This window comes from Pontibacter sp. GD13, assembly GCF_058216355.1.
Genome location: NZ_JBYZMQ010000001.1, coordinates 436,437 through 455,594 on the forward strand (window position 1 = coordinate 436,437; position 19,158 = coordinate 455,594).

10 protein-coding genes are annotated in these 19,158 nt (G+C 54.0%); 6 read left to right on the plus strand and 4 right to left on the minus strand.

Going from position 1 to position 19,158, the window contains the following annotated elements:
- Positions 1-90 precede the first annotated feature (90 nt).
- Genes glgB through AC4BAN_RS01770 form a run of 3 tightly spaced genes read right to left on the minus strand, consistent with a single transcriptional unit; the run spans position 91 to position 7,830 of the window.
- Complete coding sequence (gene glgB / locus AC4BAN_RS01760; RefSeq protein WP_490562644.1) at positions 91-2,451, minus strand: 1,4-alpha-glucan branching protein GlgB; 2,361 nt, start codon at positions 2,449-2,451, stop codon at positions 91-93.
- Positions 2,444-5,785, minus strand: coding sequence for a maltose alpha-D-glucosyltransferase (treS, locus tag AC4BAN_RS01765; RefSeq protein ID WP_490562645.1), 3,342 nt, complete (start codon positions 5,783-5,785; stop codon positions 2,444-2,446). Before treS ends, glgB begins: the two co-directional genes overlap by 8 nt.
- A 23-nt stretch (positions 5,786-5,808) precedes the next feature.
- Entirely contained in the window at positions 5,809-7,830 is a 2,022-nt protein-coding gene (locus AC4BAN_RS01770) for an alpha-1,4-glucan--maltose-1-phosphate maltosyltransferase (protein ID WP_490562646.1), read from the minus strand.
- Positions 7,831-8,044: 214 nt separating this feature from the next.
- Between AC4BAN_RS01770 and treZ the strand changes: the two genes are divergently transcribed.
- From treZ to AC4BAN_RS01795, 5 genes are all read left to right on the plus strand, one after another.
- On the plus strand, positions 8,045-9,889 hold the full coding sequence (treZ, locus tag AC4BAN_RS01775) for a malto-oligosyltrehalose trehalohydrolase (protein WP_490562647.1): 1,845 nt from the start codon (positions 8,045-8,047) through the stop codon (positions 9,887-9,889).
- 1 nt (position 9,890) lies between these two features.
- Positions 9,891-12,317 carry a DUF3536 domain-containing protein gene (locus AC4BAN_RS01780; protein ID WP_490562648.1) on the plus strand — a complete coding sequence of 809 codons (2,427 nt, stop codon included), beginning with the start codon at positions 9,891-9,893 and terminating at the stop codon, positions 12,315-12,317.
- On the plus strand, positions 12,314-15,016 hold the full coding sequence (gene treY, locus AC4BAN_RS01785) for a malto-oligosyltrehalose synthase (RefSeq protein WP_490562649.1): 2,703 nt from the start codon (positions 12,314-12,316) through the stop codon (positions 15,014-15,016). The genes AC4BAN_RS01780 and treY overlap by 4 nt, the downstream gene beginning before the upstream one ends.
- Positions 15,013-16,527: a 4-alpha-glucanotransferase gene (gene malQ, locus AC4BAN_RS01790; protein WP_490562650.1), complete on the plus strand. Its 1,515-nt coding sequence runs from the start codon at positions 15,013-15,015 to the stop codon at positions 16,525-16,527. Before treY ends, malQ begins: the two co-directional genes overlap by 4 nt.
- Positions 16,528-16,635: 108 nt before the next feature.
- Positions 16,636-17,193 carry a thioredoxin family protein gene (locus AC4BAN_RS01795; RefSeq protein ID WP_490562651.1) on the plus strand — a complete coding sequence of 186 codons (558 nt, stop codon included), beginning with the start codon at positions 16,636-16,638 and terminating at the stop codon, positions 17,191-17,193.
- Here the strand turns inward: AC4BAN_RS01795 and AC4BAN_RS01800 are convergent.
- Positions 17,174-17,998 (minus strand): murein L,D-transpeptidase catalytic domain family protein, encoded by an 825-nt coding sequence (locus AC4BAN_RS01800; RefSeq protein ID WP_490562652.1) that lies wholly within the window; start codon positions 17,996-17,998, stop codon positions 17,174-17,176. The two genes, AC4BAN_RS01795 and AC4BAN_RS01800, sit on opposite strands and share 20 nt — an antisense overlap.
- A gap of 246 nt (positions 17,999-18,244) precedes the next feature.
- Here AC4BAN_RS01800 and AC4BAN_RS01805 point away from each other — a divergent pair, with 246 nt between their 5' ends.
- Positions 18,245-19,144, plus strand: coding sequence for a Ppx/GppA phosphatase family protein (locus AC4BAN_RS01805; protein ID WP_490562653.1), 900 nt, complete (start codon positions 18,245-18,247; stop codon positions 19,142-19,144).
- Positions 19,145-19,158 lie beyond the last annotated feature (14 nt).

Sequence of the window (19,158 nt, forward strand, 5' to 3'; positions counted from 1 at the left end):
TGAATAATTCCCCACAGAACAGCAGTGACATCAAAAAGCCGCAGTAAACAACTTACTACGGCTTTTATGCAATGGTCTAAACTAAACTCTCTAACCCTTTAGTTTCAGGTACACAACCGCCATGGGCGGTATCTTCAGCGTCAGGGAGTTTTCGCGGCCATGAAAGGGTTCGGCAGTCGTATGCAAAGGTTCCGGGTTCTGCACTCCGCTGCCTCCGAAACGGCTCTCATCGGAATTGAAGAACTGAACCCACTCCCCTGCGTGCGGCACTCCCAACCGGTAATGCTCCTGCACCACAGGCGTAAAGTTACACACCACCAGAACCTCCTGGCGTGGCGTATCGCCTTTGCGCAAAAAGCTGATGATGCTGTTGTGGGCATCGTTGTAATCTATCCACTCAAAACCCTGGTGGTCGTAATCATGGGCATACATGGCGGGCTCATTCTTGTAGATGCCATTGAGTTCACGCAGTGCCTGCTGAACCCCCTGGTGGTAGCCGTACTGCAGCAAATGCCAGTCCAGGCTGCTGTCGTGGTTCCACTCGGTTGTCTGGCCGAACTCACACCCCATGAACATGAGCTTCGCACCCGGGTGGGCATACATATAGGCATACAGCGCGCGCAAATTGGCAAACTGCTGCCACTCATCGCCGGGCATCTTACGCAGCAAAGAGCCTTTGCCGTGCACTACCTCGTCATGCGACAGGGGCAGCATGAACCGCTCTGAGAAGGCGTAGATAATACTGAAGGTGATCTCGCCCTGGTGATGGCGCCGGTAAACCGGGTCTTTCGAGAAATAGTCCAGGGTGTCGTGCATCCAGCCCATCATCCATTTCAGGTTAAAGCCCAGTCCGCCATCTTCTACCCGCCCTGTTACGGCTGGCCAGGCCGTGGATTCCTCTGCAATGGTGAGCACCTCAGGGAAGTGGTAATGCACGGCCTCGTTAAAGTCTTTCAGGAAAGTGATTGCCTCCAGGTTCTCGCGTCCGCCATGTTCATTCGGTATCCACTCACCCTCTTTCCTACTGTAATCCAAGTAGAGCATAGAGGCCACGGCATCTACGCGCAGTCCATCGATGTGGTATTTATCCAGCCAAAACAGCGCGTTACTGATCAGGAAGGAGCGCACCTCGTTGCGGCCATAGTTAAATATATAACTGTTCCAGTCCGGATGGAAACCTTTGCGCGGATCCGCGTGCTCAAATAAATGTGTGCCGTCAAAATAAGCCAGCCCGTGTTCATCCGAAGGAAAGTGCGAGGGCACCCAGTCCATGATCACGCCAATGCCCTGCTGGTGCAGCGCATCGATCAGGAACATCAGATCCTGCGGCGAGCCGTAAGAGCTGATGGGTGCGAAATAGCCGGTAATCTGGTATCCCCACGACCCGTTGAAAGGATGAAACATGACCGGCATGAGCTCCACATGGGTATAACCCAGGTCCTTTACATAGGCTGGTAGTTCTTCGGCCATTTCCCGGTAGGTCAGGGGCCTGTTGTTGTCCTCGGGCTTTCTGCGCCACGAACCTACATGGAGTTCGTACACGCTGATGGGCTGCGGCTTGCCTGCTTTATCTTTGCGCTGATCTATCCAGTCCTGGTCCTGCCAGGCATAGTGCAGGTCGCTTACCACAGAGGCCGTTTGTGGGGGCACTTCCCGGGTAAAGGCAAACGGATCGCTTTTTTCAACATGGTAGAGGTGGTACAGCGATTTGATGTGGTATTTGTACATGGTGCCCGGCTGCACATCCGGGATAAAACCTTCCCAAATACCCGAGCCATCCTGGCGGGGATGCAACTGGTGGCTGTCGCGGCTCCAGTTGTTAAAAACACCCATCACCGATACCTGCTCGGCATTGGGCGCCCACACGCCAAAGTATGTACCCGGCCTGCCGTTCTGCACCATGGCATGTGAACCGAGTTTTTCATGAAGGTTAAAATGCTTGCCCTCTTTAAACAGGTAAGTATCGAAATCAGTGAAACGGTTGCCATATTGCACGGCCATATCCGAATGATAGACAGGCTCCTGTTCCTCCTCCTCATTTACCACTTTCGTTTTCCTGCTGCCACCAGGCTGCAGCTTGATCAACTCCTGCACATTATCGGCATGCGCAATGGGCACCACCAAACCAGTGTCCTCCTGCTTTTTGGTTTTTCCGCTGGTTTTGGTTTTAGATTTTGCAGCTGTTGCCATACCCGCTTTTTCTGCAGATGTTCCCGGTAGCTTTTTCGCCTTTGCCGCAGCTGCTTTGGAGACTGGTTTTGTTTCCGGAGCACCCATTTCGGCTGCCGGGACTCCCGCTTTCTTGCCGCTGCGCTTTGCAGCAGGTTTAGCCAGGGCGTCTGCCTTAGCCGCTTTCTTGGTGTTTTTTACAGTACCCTTATCTGCATTGTCAGATTCGCCTGTTTTCTTATCGGTTGTCGCGGGGGATGTGCTTTCTTTCTTCTTAGCCATTCTTATACTTCCTCATGATGTATTTAATGCCTCTGATCGGGATAAGCACCCAATCCGGACGGTTGTTTAATTCATACCCGAGTTCGTAGATCGCTTTCTCCAGTAAAAAGGTCTGAATCAGGATCTCGAAATCTTCTTCTTTCTCTGGTACTACGCCAGTGCCCATGGTTTTAGCCAGGTATGTGTGCATGTAAAAATTACTGGCATAATGATACCACTGCTCTGCCCACCCCTCCAGGTAATCGGCATCCTCTTTACGTAAGCCTTCCTGTTGAAAATAAGCACTGTAGGCGGCATAGTGGAACGAGCGGATCATGCCAGCCACATCGCGCAGGGCTGAGCGCTTCAGGCGACGTTCACTGAATGAACGGGCCGGTTCTCCCTCGAAATCAATAATGTAGAAATCCTTTCCGGTAAACAGCACCTGCCCCAGGTGGTAATCGCCGTGTGTCCTGATCTTGAGCGTGTCTATCTTGCGGGAAAAGATCAGTTTCAGGCGTTCCAGTATCTCGGTGCGCATGTTCAGCACCTCCTCGGCCTCGCTGCGCACATTGTCCGGCAGGTTGGGCAAGTGCTTGTACAGGCTGTCGAAGTTGCTGCGCACCAGCGAGGTAAGCGAGGAGAAAAGAGAGCGTTGGTAATGCAACGAGAACTCCTCGGGCGCGAAGTCGCGATGATCGGTTATACCACCCAGTGCCAGGTGCATTTCTGCGGTGCGCAAGCCCAGCAGGTCCACCCTTTCCACATGTGCCCCGCCCAGCTGCAGCTGTATCTCATCGGGCACGTCGGCGAAGGCCATCGGCCGCGCCAGCGTACCCACCAAGGGCTTCACCTTGATGCGTTCGTGCTGCGCCAAAATGCGTTCGTACATGCGCTTCAGAGAGTCGCCGATGTAACTCCAGGCATCGCCCTGGTTCGGCACCAGTTCCTGCAGCATCACAAGCACCATCGGCAGCTTACCCGACTCCTGCTGCTCGATGGCACCCAGGAAACGGGGCACATGCGCAAAGCCAACCTGCTCGGTCAGCATCTGCACCACCTCCACGTCCGGGTTCACCGCCCTGTCCAGCTTTCGGTATACTTTCAGGAAGAGGGAGTTATCAAAAACGATGGAGGTGTTGCTCTGCTCTGCGCTTAATATTTTAGAGGTCATAGGACCTTCTGCGTTACGCAGTTCCGTAGCAACCAATCGATCGCTATACCCAACGAGCTCCGTGCTGTCGTGGCTCTTTATCTTTTTGCGCTTAGCCATAAGTTGCAACAACACCTGTCGGAACTCCTCGTTGTACAGCGCATCGTACAAGATGCCCTCCTGGTTATCCTGGGTTACGCGGGCCACCACGCTGTTCGGGTGCTGGCTAAGCAGGTTCTCCTGCTCCTCACCGGTAGCAAAAGCTACAGGCAACTGGTAAAGCTCCGGCAAGCCCTCGTTATAGTTTACCTCCACAAAGAGCCACGAAGCGCCTGCCTGCTTGCCAACCGCCACGGGTATATTGTTAACCACCTGCATGCGCTGCACAGTGCGTGCCTTACCTCCAAACCAGCGGCGTTGGCTGATGTACTGTGGCAGCACGCGGCTCTCCAGTTGTTTGAGGGTGGCGGAATCCAGGGCGTTCTTCAAAGAGCTGATCTTGAAGGTGGGTTTGGCGCGCTGTCCGTCAGAGTCTTTCGAAACCTCCTGCGGCTTTAGCTCCATCCAGTAATACCCATGGCCGCCCACTGTAAAAAGATAGGGCTCATCCTTTACCCCCGGAAACTTGTTCTTGCTGAAGACCTCTACCGGAATATAACCTTTGTATTCCTGCAGGTCGAGCTCTACGGCCTCGGGGAAGCGCGACAGGTTGGCAATCACCAGGATGGTTTCCTCTTCATACTCCCGCACAAAAGCAAGCACTTTGGAGTTGCTCGGTGAAAGGAATTTTATACTTCCGCGCCCAAAGGCTTTGTAGCGCTTGCGCATGTTTATAGTACGGCGCATCCACCAGAGCAGGGAGTTGGCGTTGTGGTTCTGCGTGTCTACGTTCACCGATTCATACTTATACTCCGGATCGATGATCACAGGCAAGTAGAGTTTCTGTGGGTTGGCATCGGAGAAGCCGGCGTTGCGGTTATCATTCCACTGCATCGGCGTGCGCACCCCATCCCTGTCGCCGAGGTAGTAGTTGTCGCCCATGCCTATCTCGTCGCCATAGTATACCACCGGGGTGCCGCGCAACGAAAAGAGCAGGATGTTCATCAGCTCGATCTTATCGCGGTCGTTGCCCAACAGTGGGGCCAGGCGGTGCCGTATGCCCAGGTTGATGCGGGCCTGTGGGTCTTTGGTGTATACTTTGTACATGTAGTCTCGCTCCTCATCGGTCACCATCTCCAGGGTCAGCTCATCGTGGTTGCGCAGGAACATGGCCCACTGGCAGCTCTCCGGTATGGCCGGCGTCTGGTTGAAAATATCGATGATCGGGTAGCGGTCCTCCATCTTCAGCGACATGAACAGGCGCGGCATAATGGGGAAATGGTAGTTCATGTGGCACTCGTCACCGTTCCCGAAGTAGGCGGCAGAATCTTCGGGCCACATGTTGGCCTCGGCCAGCAGCAGCTTCCCGGTATACTTCTGATCTACGTGCGTGCGCAGCGATTTAAGAAAGTCATGCGTTTCTGGCAGGTTCTCTCCATTGGTTCCCTCGCGCTCAAAGAGGTAAGGCACCGCATCCAGCCGGAAGCCATCCACACCCAGGTCGAACCAGTAATCCAGCGTTTTAAACACTTCTTTCTGCACAGCCGGGTTATCGTAGTTCAGGTCGGGCTGGTGCGAGAAAAAGCGGTGCCAGTAATACTGCTCGGCCACGGGGTCCCAGCTCCAGTTACTTTGCTCGGTGTCGGTAAAAATAATGCGCACGTCCTTGTACTTGGTCGGGTCATCAGACCATACATACCAGTCGCGGTACTTGGAGCCTTTTTTGGCCTTACGCGCCCGCTGAAACCAGGGGTGCTGATCGGAGGTGTGGTTGATTACGAGCTCGGTGATCACCTTCAGGCCCCGCTTGTGCGCCTCCCGTACAAACCCTTTGAAGTCCTGCATGTTGCCGTAATTCGGGTTGATGCTGAAATAATCGGCAATGTCGTAGCCGTCGTCGCGGAGGGGAGAGGGATAAAAAGGCAGCAGCCAGATGGCCGTCACGCCCAGGTCTTCGAGGTAATCGAGTTTCTGCATCAACCCTTTAAAATCGCCGATGCCGTCGCCGTTTCCATCTTTAAAAGCCTTGATGTGGAGCTCATAAATGATGGCATCTTTATACCAATGGATGTTATCGTCTAGTACGAATTTTTCGTCTGCCATAGTTCTTTTCAAAAGGGTTTTGCTTATTCTTGGGTATGGTGGTCTGTCGGGAGCCAGTTATCGTCTAAATTATCGTGCCCCATGCCGGGACTGGCAGATTCGATGCGGAAAACATGCACTGGCATTTCGTGTGGGCGCAACTCTACATAGTTCCACTCGTCGTGCCAGGTGTACTTGCGCTCTGTCAGCAGGTCGTGCACCATGTAATGTTCGCCAGCACCGATCTTCAATTTCCAAATGGGCACTTTTACCCAACCGGCCTGCGTGCTGTGCGGGTCTATGTTCACCACCATCAGCATCTTGTTTTTATAATCGCTGCTCCATTTGGTGTAGCACAGCAGCGAGGGGTTATCTGTTTCGCCGAAGGCGATGTTCCAGGTAGTCTGCAACGCAGGGTTAACTTTCCTGATCTTGTTGATGAGCGTGATCACTTCCCGGATCTTGGTCAGCTTGCCCCAGTCCCAGTGCTTCACCTCATACTTCTCCGAATCCAGGTACTCTTCCTTGCCCGGCACCGGGTCGGCAATCCCAAACTCATACACGGGGCCGTAGAGGCCGTAATTCGACGAAAGAGTAGCCGCCATCACTACCCGGGTAATGTGGGCCGCCTCGCCTCCCTCCTGTAAGGCCACCGGGTTAATATCGGGAGTGTTTGGCCAGAAGTTAGGCCGGTAGTACTCGCGCAGCTCCGATTGGGTAAGCTCCTCCATGTACTGGCGCAGTTCGGCGGCAGTGTTACGCCAGGTATAATAGGTATAGGTTTGCGTGAACCCGACTTTCGCCAGCCTTTCCATCACGCGGGGGCGGGTAAAGGCTTCGGAGAGGAAAATAACCTGCGGGTAACTCCGCTGTATGTCGGCAATCACCCACTCCCAGAAAGCGAAGGCCTTCGTGTGCGGGTTATCCACCCTGAAGATAAAGACGCCCTGCGCAATCCAGTGCAGCAGCACCCTGCGTAGCTCTTTCCAGAGGTTTTGCCAGTCCTCGGTCTCAAAGTTCACAGGCAGTACGTCCTGGTATTTCTTAGGCGGGTTCTCGGCATATTGCACCGTGCCGTCGGGGCGCCATTTAAACCAGGCCGGGTGTTCCTTTACATAAGGATGGTCGGGGGAGCACTGTATCGCGAAATCCAGGGCGATCTCTATCCCGTGTTCCTGCGCCTGGCGCACAAATTCCCTGAACTCCTCCAGCGTACCTAACTCGGGCAGAATGGCGTCGTGCCCTCCCAGTTCGCTGCCGATGGCCCAGGGGGAGCCGGGCTCCCCTGGCTGAGAGGTCACGGAATTGTTCTTCCCCTTCCTGAAGGCATGGCCGATGGGGTGTATTGGCGGTAAATAGATGGTGTCGAAGCCCATTTCGGCAATGCGGGGCAGCAGCCGTGCGCAGTCTTTAAACGTGCCGTGGCGCCCAGCCTCCTGTGCGGCAGACCTTGGAAAAAACTCGTACCAGGTGCTGAAAAGGGCCTTTTGGCGCTCCACATGCAGCGGTAATATTTTATCGTAGGTGGTTACCCGCTGGCGTTCGCAGCAGGCGTGCATCAGGTCGCTTACATCTGGGCTGGTGGCCAGCGCGACGGCATCGGCAGCCGAGGTGGCGTGCTGCAGCTGCTCGGCCCATTTGCGCAGGCGCTTCTGCTGCCCTGCCTTGGCGGTGGCAGCGGCGCTCTCCAGTTGCTGCGCCCCTATCTGCAGCTCCACGGTAACATCCTGGTTGGCTTCAAATTTCTTCTTCAGCCCTTTCTGCCAGGTATAGAAATGATCTACCCAGCCCTGCACCGTGTACTCGTACCTGCCCATGGCCTCCGGGGCAAAGCTGGCCTCCCATTTATCGTTGCCCTGAAAAACCATGGGTGTTTCCTCCCATTTCTTTTTTCGCTCGTGCCGGTAAACCAGGGCGGCTTTCACCTCATCGTGGCCATCGCCGAACACATCGGCTGTTACTGTCAGCTCCTCTCCCACTACACGCTTGGAAGGGAATTTTCCGCAATTAATCTGTGGTTTTACATTCTCGATAATAACGCGTTTGTTTCCTTCTATTCCTTCCATGTAGTAGTTTTTGCTTTGGTTACTTAAGGTACTGTGCTCGGAAAAATTTGTTTCGGCCAACATTCCGGAACTGGCAATAACATACGTGAAGCGCCTGTATGCGCGGTGTCGGTAACAGATTCTTCACACACCGGTGACCCTCGTATTTACTAAAAACCTACAACTTAATGCCCTTTTACGTAGTTAATACGTGTTCCATAAACCTCGTTATATTATGTCGATCACCAGAGAGATAGGAGCAAAATACATTCCCGGAGAAGGCACTGTTTTCACCGTATGGGCACCGGAGGCGCAGCAGGTTGCCGTACAGTTTCATGCTCCGAACACTACGCCCCTGCCCCTGCAGCGCGAAGCCTTTGGGTACTGGACCGCTCTCTCGCAGGAGGCCGCCCCCGGTTGTCGGTATACCATTTTGTTGGATGGGGAGAAACAGCGCCCCGATCCCGCTTCGCAGTCGCAACCCGACGGTGTGCACCAGCCTTCCGCAGTGGTGGACCACACCAGCTTTGCCTGGACCGACAGCAAATGGAAAGGCCTGCCGCTGGAACAGTACATCCTATACGAGCTGCACGTGGGCACCTTTACTAAAGCTGGCACTTTTGAGGGGCTGACCGAAAAACTGGCAGAGCTTAAAAACCTGGGCATCACCGCCATCGAGCTCATGCCTGTCGCCCAGTTCCCCGGCAGCCGCAATTGGGGCTACGACGGCGTGTATCCCTTTGCCGTGCAAAACTCCTACGGTGGCCCTGAGGAACTCAAGAAACTGGTAGATGCCTGCCATGCCCAGGGGCTGGCCGTGGTGCTGGACGTGGTATACAACCACCTGGGGCCCGAGGGGAACTACCTTTCTGATTTCGGGCCCTATTTCACGGATAAGTATAAAACACCCTGGGGCATGGCCCTGAACTTTGACGATGCCCATGCCGACGCGGTGCGCAATTTCTTTTTTCAGAACGCGCTGATGTGGTTCCGGGATTACCATATAGACGCGCTGCGCCTGGATGCCGTGCACGCCATTGTGGACACAAGTGCGAAACATTTCCTGCAGGAGCTCCAGGAGCATACCAAAGAGCTGGAGGAACGGGAAGGGCGCCCCTTTCTGCTCATTGCCGAAAGTGACCTGAACGATGTGCGCCTGATTAACCCCGTGGATGCAGGAGGTTATGGACTGGAAGCCCAGTGGAGCGACGATTTCCATCATGTGGTGCACGCCCTGGTTACCGGGGAGCAGAAAGGGTATTATGCCGGTTTCGGGAAGCCCGAGCAGTTGCCCAAAGTAATGACGCAGGCTTTTTTGTACGACGGCCTGTACTCCGAACACCGGCAGCGCACCTTCGGTAGTTCTGCCGCCCATAACCCGGCCAGTCAGTTTGTGGTATGCGCTCAGAACCACGACCAGGTGGGCAACCGCATGCTGGGCGAGCGCCTGTCGCAGCTGGTCAGTTTTGAGATGCAGAAAGTTGTGGCTGCCCTGGTTATACTCTCGCCTTACCAGCCCATGCTGTTTATGGGGGAGGAATACGGAGAGCAGAACCCGTTTCTATACTTTGTGAGCCACAGCGATAAAGACCTGATAGAAGCGGTGCGCCAAGGTCGCCGGCAAGAGTTCGCTTCCTTTGCCTGGCAGGGCGAAGCGCCTGACCCACAAAGCGAGGCCACCTTTCAACAGTCTAAGTTGCAGCGGAGGTACACCTCCGATGAGCGGCAACTTAGGCTGCGGGAGTACTACAAACGGCTGATTCAACTTCGCAAAAGCGCGGTGGCAATGGCGAAGCCCGATAAAGAAAAAGTGATCGCAAGAATGGCTACGGAAAACCTGGTGTTCCATGTGCTGCATACCACAGCGCAACCTTACCTCTATGCACTCTTTAATCTCAGCAAGCAGCCTACACGGGCGCACCTGATGCGCCACCCCGAAGTGAGCAACTGGCAACTGGTCCTTCACTCCGAGGCACCTGAATGGGGTGGCTCCGGTGGCGGCACCCCCTCAGAAATAAAGGCCGGACAGGAAATGGAACTGCCTGCCGCCTCCGTCATCATCCTTCAACAATCAAAATAATATGAACCACTTTATCTGCATACACGGCCACTTTTACCAACCCCCGCGCGAGAACCCCTGGCTAAACGAAGTGGAGCTGCAGGAATCGGCGGCCCCCTACCACGACTGGAATGAACGGATCACGGATGAGTGCTATGCCCGCAACTCTGCCTCACGCATTCTAAACGGGCAGGGCAACATCGTTGACATCATGAACAACTATGGCAGCATGAGCTTCAACTTTGGCCCTACCCTACTGGAGTGGATGCAGCGCAAAGCCCCTGACACGTATCAGGCCATACTGGATGCCGACCAGCAAAGTATGAAGCACTTCTCAGGCCACGGCTCGGCTCTTGCCCAGGTGTACAACCATATCATCATGCCGTTGGCGAATGAGCGCGACAAGCACACGCAGGTGATCTGGGGCATCCATGATTTTAAGAAGCGCTTTGGTCGCGACCCGGAAGGCATGTGGCTGGCCGAAACAGCGGCAGACACAGCCACGCTGGAGGTACTTGCCGCACACGGCATCAAATTCACGGTGCTGTCGCCGTACCAGGCCCGGCGCTACCGGAAAATGGGTGATAAAGAATGGCTGAAGGCGGAGGGAGGAACCATCGACCCGCGCCGGCCCTACCGGTGTCCGCTCCCCTCCGGTGCCAGCATTGACTTATTTTTCTATGATGCCCCGGTGTCGCAGGGCATTGCCTTCGAGCGGCTACTGAACAGCGGCGAAACCCTTGCCCAGCGCCTGGTGAGTTCCTTCGACAAAAGCAGCAGAGAACCGCAACTCATGCACATCGCCACCGACGGCGAGACCTATGGGCACCATCACCGCTTCGGCGAAATGGCGCTTTCCTATGCGCTCCACCACATCGAGGAAGAAACGCTGGCCCAGATCACCATCTACGGGGAGTACCTCGAGAAATTTCCGCCAACGTATGAGGCGGAGATCCTGGAGAACACCTCGTGGAGCTGCGTGCATGGGGTAGAGCGTTGGCGCAGCAACTGCGGCTGCAACACCGGGGGGCACCCCAGCTGGAACCAGGAGTGGCGAAAGCCCATCCGCGAAGCGTTTGATATGCTCCGGGATAAACTTGCACCCTTGTACGAGCAGGAAATGGCAAAGCTGGGTATCAGCGCCCCATGGGCAGTGCGGAATGATTATATACAGGTGATCATGGACCGTTCGGAGCAGCACGTGACGGATTTTATCAAGCGCCATACCTCGCGTGAGCTGAATAGGGAGGAGCAGGTGCGTTTTCTGAAACTGATGGAAATGCAGTACCATACCCTGCTCCTGTTTACCAGCTGCGGCTGGTTCTTTGATGAGGTGACCGGCATCGAAACCGTGCAGGACATATACTATGCTGCCCGGGCAATTCAGCTGGCCCATGCGGTAAGCGGACTGGACCTGGAACCGGAGTTGCTGACTTACCTGGCACAGGCGAAAAGCAACTTAAGCGACCAGGGTACCGCAGCGGACGCTTACATGAACATTGTAAAACCCACCATGATCGACTTGCTTCGGGTAGGCGCCCATTATGCGGTTTCATCGCTTTTTGCAGAGCACGCAACGGAACTGGAGTTATATAGCTTTAAAGCCACATCGGAGCAACATGAGGTGCTGGAGGCAGGCAAGCAAAAGCTTTCTCTTGGCAGGGCCCGCATCAAATCGAACATCACCTGGGAAGAAATACTGGTTACCTACAGCGTGCTGCACCTAGGCGATCATCAGGTGTTTGGCGGGGTGCGGGAGTTTATGAGCCTGGAGGAGTATAATAAACTTGGGCTAGAGCTTAGAACGGCATTTGAACGAGGCAATGTAAGCGAGGTGATCATGCTCATGGACAAGCACTTTCAGTCGCACAGCTATTCTTTCTGGCACTTGTTTAAAGATGACCAGAAGAAGATACTCGACCAGGTGCTGGCACAGACCATGGCAGGCGTGGAAAATGATTTTCAGCAACTCTACGATAATAACTACCCGCTCATGTCGGCGATGAAATCGATTGGCATGAAGCTCCCACGCCCTTTGCAAACTACCGTAGAATACATCATCAATACCCGGCTGCTACGCGAGTTTGAAACAGAAGTACCCGACCCGGAGGAGATAAGCCGCCTGCTGGACGAGGCAAAGCGCATGAAAGTGAAACTACATTATAAAATGCTGGAGTTTGCCGTTTCGAAGCGCGTAGAAGAACTGATGCAGCACGTACAGCTGCAACCCGATAACCCTGAAACCATGAACCTGCTGATCGCGCTTCTCCAGGTTCTGAAAGGCTCAAAGCTGGAAGCGGATTACTGGCAAGCACAGAACATCGCTTTCAGAATGCATCAGAACGGGTATCTGGAGCTTAAAAAGCGTAGCCTGCAGGGAGACCAGACGGCTACGTCCTGGTGTACCCAGTTTGAAATCCTTTTCAACAACCTTAATTTAAAAGCATGACCTACCTTCCATCGGCCACGTACCGGTTTCAGATATTTTCAAAATTCACCCTCCAGCAGGTTCACCAGCTTATTCCATATTTGCAGGAACTGGGCATCAGCACCATCTACGCCTCCCCTATTTTCTGTGCACGGCCCGGCAGTGCGCACGGCTACGATGTAACAGCGCCCTACGATGTAAACCCCGAGGTTGGCAACAAGCTAGAGTTGACGCAGCTGGCGGAGGAACTTAAAAGCAGGGGCATGGGCTGGCTGCAGGATATCGTGCCCAACCACATGGCCTATCACCCGGCTAACGTGTGGCTGATGGATGTGCTGGAGAAAGGCCCCCAATCCTATTTCTACACTTTTTTCGACATCGACTTTCAGCACCCAGATTTTGCCGGCCAGGTAATGGCGCCGTTCTTGGGAGAGTCCTTAGACCGGGTGTTGGAGCAAAAGCAACTGACAGTAAGCTTCAGCAAAGACGGCTTGGCCATTAACTTTTACGAAAACGCGTATCCTGCCAGTATCGCCACCTATAAACCTCTGCTGCAACAGGTGCTGCAGCTCTCCGGCGCACCCGAAATAACGGTTGAGGTGCAACGTTGCCTAAAAGAAATAGTATTGTTTGGCACTGAGGAAAGTATAAACCCGGCCTCCTGGAACAACTTCAAAAAGGACCTTTTCACCACAGCCCCGCTGCAGCAAGCCCTGCAGCAGGAAGTGGACCGCATTAACGGGGATACTGCCCGCCTGAGGCAGTTGCTGCAGCTGCAGAATTTCCGCTTATGCCACTGGCAGGAGTCCAAGAAGCGTATCAACTACCGCCGCTTCTTTACGGTTAACGACCTGATATGCCTGCGCATGGAACAACCGGAGGTGTTTGAACAGTACCACCAGTTTATCCGACAGCTTTGTGAACAGGGTGTGTTTCAGGGCCTGCGCATCGACCATGTAGACGGCCTTTTTGACCCTTCCACTTACCTGAAACGCCTGCGCCGGATGGTTGGGGAAGAACAGTATATCGTGGTAGAGAAAATTCTGGAAGGAGAGGAACAGCTGCCCGAGCGGTGGCCGATACAGGGCAGCAGCGGGTACGATTTTCTGGCCTGGGTCAGCAACCTGTATACGTCTGCCCCGGGCCGTCGTAAGCTCACCGAAGTCTACCGGAACCTGGTGCCTTCCGCCCCAGCCAATTACGAGCAGCTGGTATACAACAAAAAGATGTTTATCCTGACTAACCACATGCAGGGCGAACTGCAAAACCTGCTGCGTATTCTGCAGGCGCGGCACCTGGTGCCCCTGGAGCCAAAGGATGTGTGGCAAAAGGCCCTGGCCGTGCTACTGGCGTCTTTCCCGGTGTACTGCATCTACGGCAACCGCTTTCCTTTGGCAGCGAGTGAGATGCAGGTAGTGAACACCGCTTTTACCGAAGCCCACCAGCAGGCGCCTGACCTGAAAGCGGAGCTGGATCATTTGCACACCCTGTTCACGCTTACACCCCAGGACGATGAGACCACCCAACACCACAAGCTATACTTTGTGATGCGCAGCCAGCAGTTCACAGGGCCTTTGGCTGCAAAAGGCGTGGAGGATACCACGTTTTATAATTACAACCGCCTGATATCGCTGAATGAAGTGGGCAACAGTCCGGATATCTTTCACATCGGCGCCGGTGAATTCCACGCGCGCATGGTACACCGGCAACGTGTATACCCCCACTCACTCAACGCCACCGCCACCCACGACACCAAACGGGGCGAGGGCGCACGCATCCGCCTGAACGTGTTAAGCGAGCTGCCGGAAGAATGGGAAAAGCATGTTCGAGAATGGATCGAGATCAGCAAAAGCCATACTTCGGAACCTACCGAAAATGACCTGTACTTTGTTTTTCAGACGATGCTTGGGGTCTTGCCCCTGGATGGAAAGGCAACGCACTCACTTGTAGAACGGGTACAGGAATACCTGCAGAAAGCCTTGCGCGAGTCCAAAACAAACACAGACTGGTCTGAGCCCAACGAGCAATATGAGGCGGAGGTGCAGGAGCTGGCAAAAAAGCTGTTGCTGCACGATGAGGGCTTCCAGGCATCTTTCCTACCGTTCTTTCGGAAAATTGCCCATTACGGCTGGCTATACGCCCTGTGCCAGACCCTGCTGAAAGTAACCTGCCCGGGCATACCGGATATTTACCAGGGGAACGAACTCTGGGACCTGAGCCTGGTAGACCCCGACAACCGCCGCCCCGTGGATTACAGGCTGCGGCAGCATTTGCTGTTGCGCATCAGGCAACAGGAGAACCAGAACATCTACGCCCTGCAGAAAGAGATGTTGGCAACCCCGGAATCAGGCCAGGTAAAACTGTACCTGCTGCACAAAGCCCTGAGAACCCGCAGCAACATGCCGCAGCTCTTCAGTTCCGGCGACTATATCCCGTTAAAGATTACAGGTCAGTTCAAAGATAATGCATTGGCTTTCGCACGGCATCACCAGAACCAATGGGCCCTGGTGGTGGTGCCTTTGCTATTAACAAGCCTGATATCGGAGAGCCAACTGCCATTGGGCGAAATATGGGCTGATACGGCTTTGGAACTCCCAGCCGGAGCCCCGGTACAATGGAGCCACGTCTACGGCCGGGAGGATGTTTCTTCCAAAGGCCGGCTTCTGATGTCCGACCTTTTTAAAACGTTTCCTGTTGTTTTCTTAACTGCTTCCGCATGATGATCATACCTAAACGCAGCAGCGGTTTGCTGCTCCATATCACCTCGCTTCCCTCCCGCTTTGGCATCGGTGACCTGGGCCCCGAAGCCTATCACTTTGCCGACCTGTTGGTGGAGGCCGGGCAGCGTTACTGGCAGATACTCCCCCTGAACCCAACGGAGCAGGGCATGGGAAACTCCCCTTACAGCAGCCACTCTGCCTTTGCCGGCAACCCGCTGCTTATCAGTCCGGAGCTTTTGCGCCAGGAGGGTTTGCTGCGCGAGAAAGACTTGAAAACCGAACATGCTTTTCCGGAGGGCAGGGTAGACTATGAGTTGGTTACAGCCTTTAAAACGGATATGCTTCAGTGCTCTTTTGAACTGTTTACCGCCGAACTCCCCGACCAGATCTGGAAGGAGTTCACACAGTTTCAGAAGAAAGAGCACCGCTGGTTGGAGGACTATGCCCGTTTCGCCGCTTTTAAGAATCATTTCGGACACGTAAGCTGGACTGACTGGCCACAGGAGATAAAGCATCGCAAACAAGCTGACGTGGAGGAGCTGGAGCTGAAGCTGGGAGACCAGGTACTATTCGAGAAGTATACTCAATTCCTTTTTTACCGGCAGTGGAACAAACTGAAGGCCTACTGCGCACAAAAGGGAATCACGTTTTTTGGGGATATGCCTTTTTATGTGAGCCACGACAGCGCTGACATCTGGACGCACCCTTCCTACTTTAAACTAGACAAGGCTGGTAGTCCGACCGTTGTTTCCGGAGTGCCGCCAGATTATTTCAGCGAGACCGGCCAGCTTTGGGGTACGCCCGTGTTTGACTGGAAGACGCTTAAAAAACATGACTTTGACTGGTGGGTACGCCGCATCGCACACAACCTGGACCTGTTTGGTTTGGTGCGGCTGGATCATTTCCGGGCTTTCTCCGCATATTGGGAGGTGCCTGCCGATGAGGAAACCGCCATCAACGGAAAATGGGTGAAAACACCCGGTCACGAGCTTCTGGGCATCATCCGGGATAAATTTAAGCCCATGCCGATCGTGGCGGAAGACCTGGGTGAGATAGACGAGGCCGTAAGGGATTTGATGGAAGTGTTTGACCTGCCGGGCATGCTGGTACTGCTCTTCGCCTTTGGCGAGGACATCTCATCCAACCCCTACGCACCGCATAATCATGCCCGAAACAGGGTGGTGTATACGGGTACCCATGATAACAACACAGTGAGGGGGTGGTACGAGCAAATGGCCAGCGCGGAAGACAAAGCGCGCTTGAGCGAGTACAGCAACCATAAACTGAACAAGCAGAACGTGGCCGATGTGATGATGCACCTGGTGCAGGGCTCTGTGGCCCAACTGGCTGTGCTGCCGGTGCAGGACGTGCTCCGCCTGGGGGCCGAGGCCATCATGAACAAACCCTCTACCGGCAGCGGCAACTGGGAATGGCGCCTGAAGCCGCAGCAGTTTACGGAACAACAGGTAAGGCACCTGAAAGAATTGACCGCGCTTTACGGTCGCTGTTAGGGCTAAGCTAGTGCCCGGGCACCAGGTACTGAAAGTTTGTTATTTCAACTAAAACAACTATTTTAGGAGAAGCCTTCACTAAACTTATTACCATATAATAATAATAAGATGGCACAAACAACCACTCCCATTGCCCTGGGCACCAAAGCCCACGACTTTGCTTTGCTGGACACCCTTAGCGGCAGACTTGTTTCGCTGCAGGACATTGCCTCGCCAAAAGCAACCGTGATCATGTTTATCTGTAACCACTGCCCTTATGTACAGCATCTGCTGCAAGGTATACTGCAGGTTGCCGAATTATATTTACCAAAGGGGGTGAGCTTTGCGGCGATCAGTGCCAACGATGCCGTGGCCTATCCACAGGACGGCCCAGAGGAGATGAAGAAGCTGGCAACACAACTGCATTTTCCATTCCCGTACTTGTACGACCAGACCCAGCAGGTGGCGCGTAACTACCTGGCGGCATGCACCCCGGAGTTCTATGTGTACGACCGCAACATGCGCCTGGCCTACCACGGCCGGTTTGATGATGCCAGGCCCCGCAACGACAAGCCCGTGACAGGCCAAGACTTAAGGAAAGCCCTCGACCTTTTGCTGGATAACAAGCCTGCCCAGGCCACTCAGCAGCCAAGCGTAGGCTGCAGTATTAAGTGGCAGACGCCATAGCGGGCGGAACAGGTTTCTGGTTTTCGCTGATCAGCTCAGCCATGGCTGCCGCATGGTCCAGGTACTGGGAGGTATAGGCATCGAACGCGGCATGCACGTACAGGGCTGTCCCACCTTCCACTGCCTTAATGATATCCTCATGCTCTTCCATGGGTATGGCTGGGCACCCCAGACTGCGCCCTAAGCGGCCGGCCTGCGCGATAAACTCTTCGGTGGCGTATTCTGCCCCATGCATCACAATGCAGCGGTCCAGGGCGTTGGTGTTAAAACCCTCATCCAGGCCGTTAAGCTTAAGCGAGAGCCCGTGTTTTCCGTAATAAGTACCTTCGGTTACATAAAAGCCAATGCTACTCATAAACGACTCATTCTTATTGGAAAAGTGCTCGGCATACTCTTCTCCGGAGTTGCGCCCATGCGACACGTAGGTATTGAAGAGCAGTTCCTTTTTATCCAGGTCAACTACCCACAAGCGCTTTTGATTGGATGATTTGGTAAAGTCCACGATGGTGAGCACCGCTTTATCCGACACTTCGTCTTTGCGCTTCATGTTATAGTAACCGGTGAGGGCTTTGTCGAACACATCGAATTTAAGGCCGGTTTCCTGCAGCCCCATCACACTGTATAAGTTGTAGGCAACCTGGTTGAATTTCATCACTTTGTAATTGGAAATAGCCGCTTTTGTCCTTTTCAGGTCGTTGAGCGGGGCCGAAGTGGTTTTACCGACGGGGGTTGCAAAGGGAATCAGGGCCAGGGGGGCAAACAAGGGAAGAATGCCCTTGGCCAGTCTCCTGCGTATATATCTCATTCTTGGTTTTCTCATCATCTTGGAAATTGATTTATTAATCTGTTCCTGCGCAGCGTCAGCTGCTGTAAGTTAAGGTATACGTGTATTACCTTTATCCGTGTCGTTTTGCGCCAAATATGGCCCTCTTCCTGCCGATGTAGACGTTATTTTATTCCTTGCAAGGATGACATCACGTAGCGCCTTCATTTTTCTTTACTTAAATTTTTTATATTTACATCGATGTTCTTTTTTACAAACCCCGGATAATTGAAGTTAGCTGCTATAGATATCGGTTCGAATGCGGTCAGGTGCCAGATTTCGAGCGTACTGCACCAGAATGGAAACGTCATTTTTAAAAAAGTGGAGTATGTGCGCTACCCCATTCGTTTTGGTGAGGATGTGTTTAAATCGGGCACAATCAGCGAAGCCAAAATCGAGAAATTTATAAAACTCCTGAAAGCCTTCGAGCTCTTGCTGGATGTGCACGATGTGGACCATTACCAGATTTGCGCCACCTCTGCCATGCGCGCATCCGATAACGCTGCTGCCATTATTGCGCGGGTGAAGGCCGAGATTGGGATGGAGATAAATGTGATCGATGGCGAGAGAGAGGCTGACCTGATCAACAAAGTGATCTTTAACTACCTGGATGAGCGCAACTACCTGCACATAGACGTGGGCGGCGGCAGCACGGAGTTCAACATTTATGTAAACCGCGAGAAGATGGCCTCCCATTCTTTTGAGCAGGGCTCTATCCGCCACATGCACCACCGCGACTCCACGGAGCTTTGGGACAGCATGCGCGCCTGGATCGAAACCAATGCCCGCAAGTTCCACCTCTCCCGTGCCATAGGAACCGGTGGCAACATCAACAAGATCTATGAGCTATCGGGCAAGTCTGGGGGCAAGCCCATTTTCAGGAAACAGATTGAGGAAGTGGCTGCCCGCATTACGGCCATGAGTATGCAGGAGCGCATCGTGAAGCTGCTCCTGAACCCCGACCGTGCCGACGTGATCCTGCCAGCCTCCGAGATCTACCTGTCTGCCATGAAGTGGGCCAGGCTGGAAAGTATGGTGGTGCCCTCGGTAGGCTTAAAAGACGGCATGCTGCACGACCTTTATGAGCGTTTCCACCCGGGACGCGCTATTATAGGGGAAGTAAATTAGCCGGCAGCCGGCGT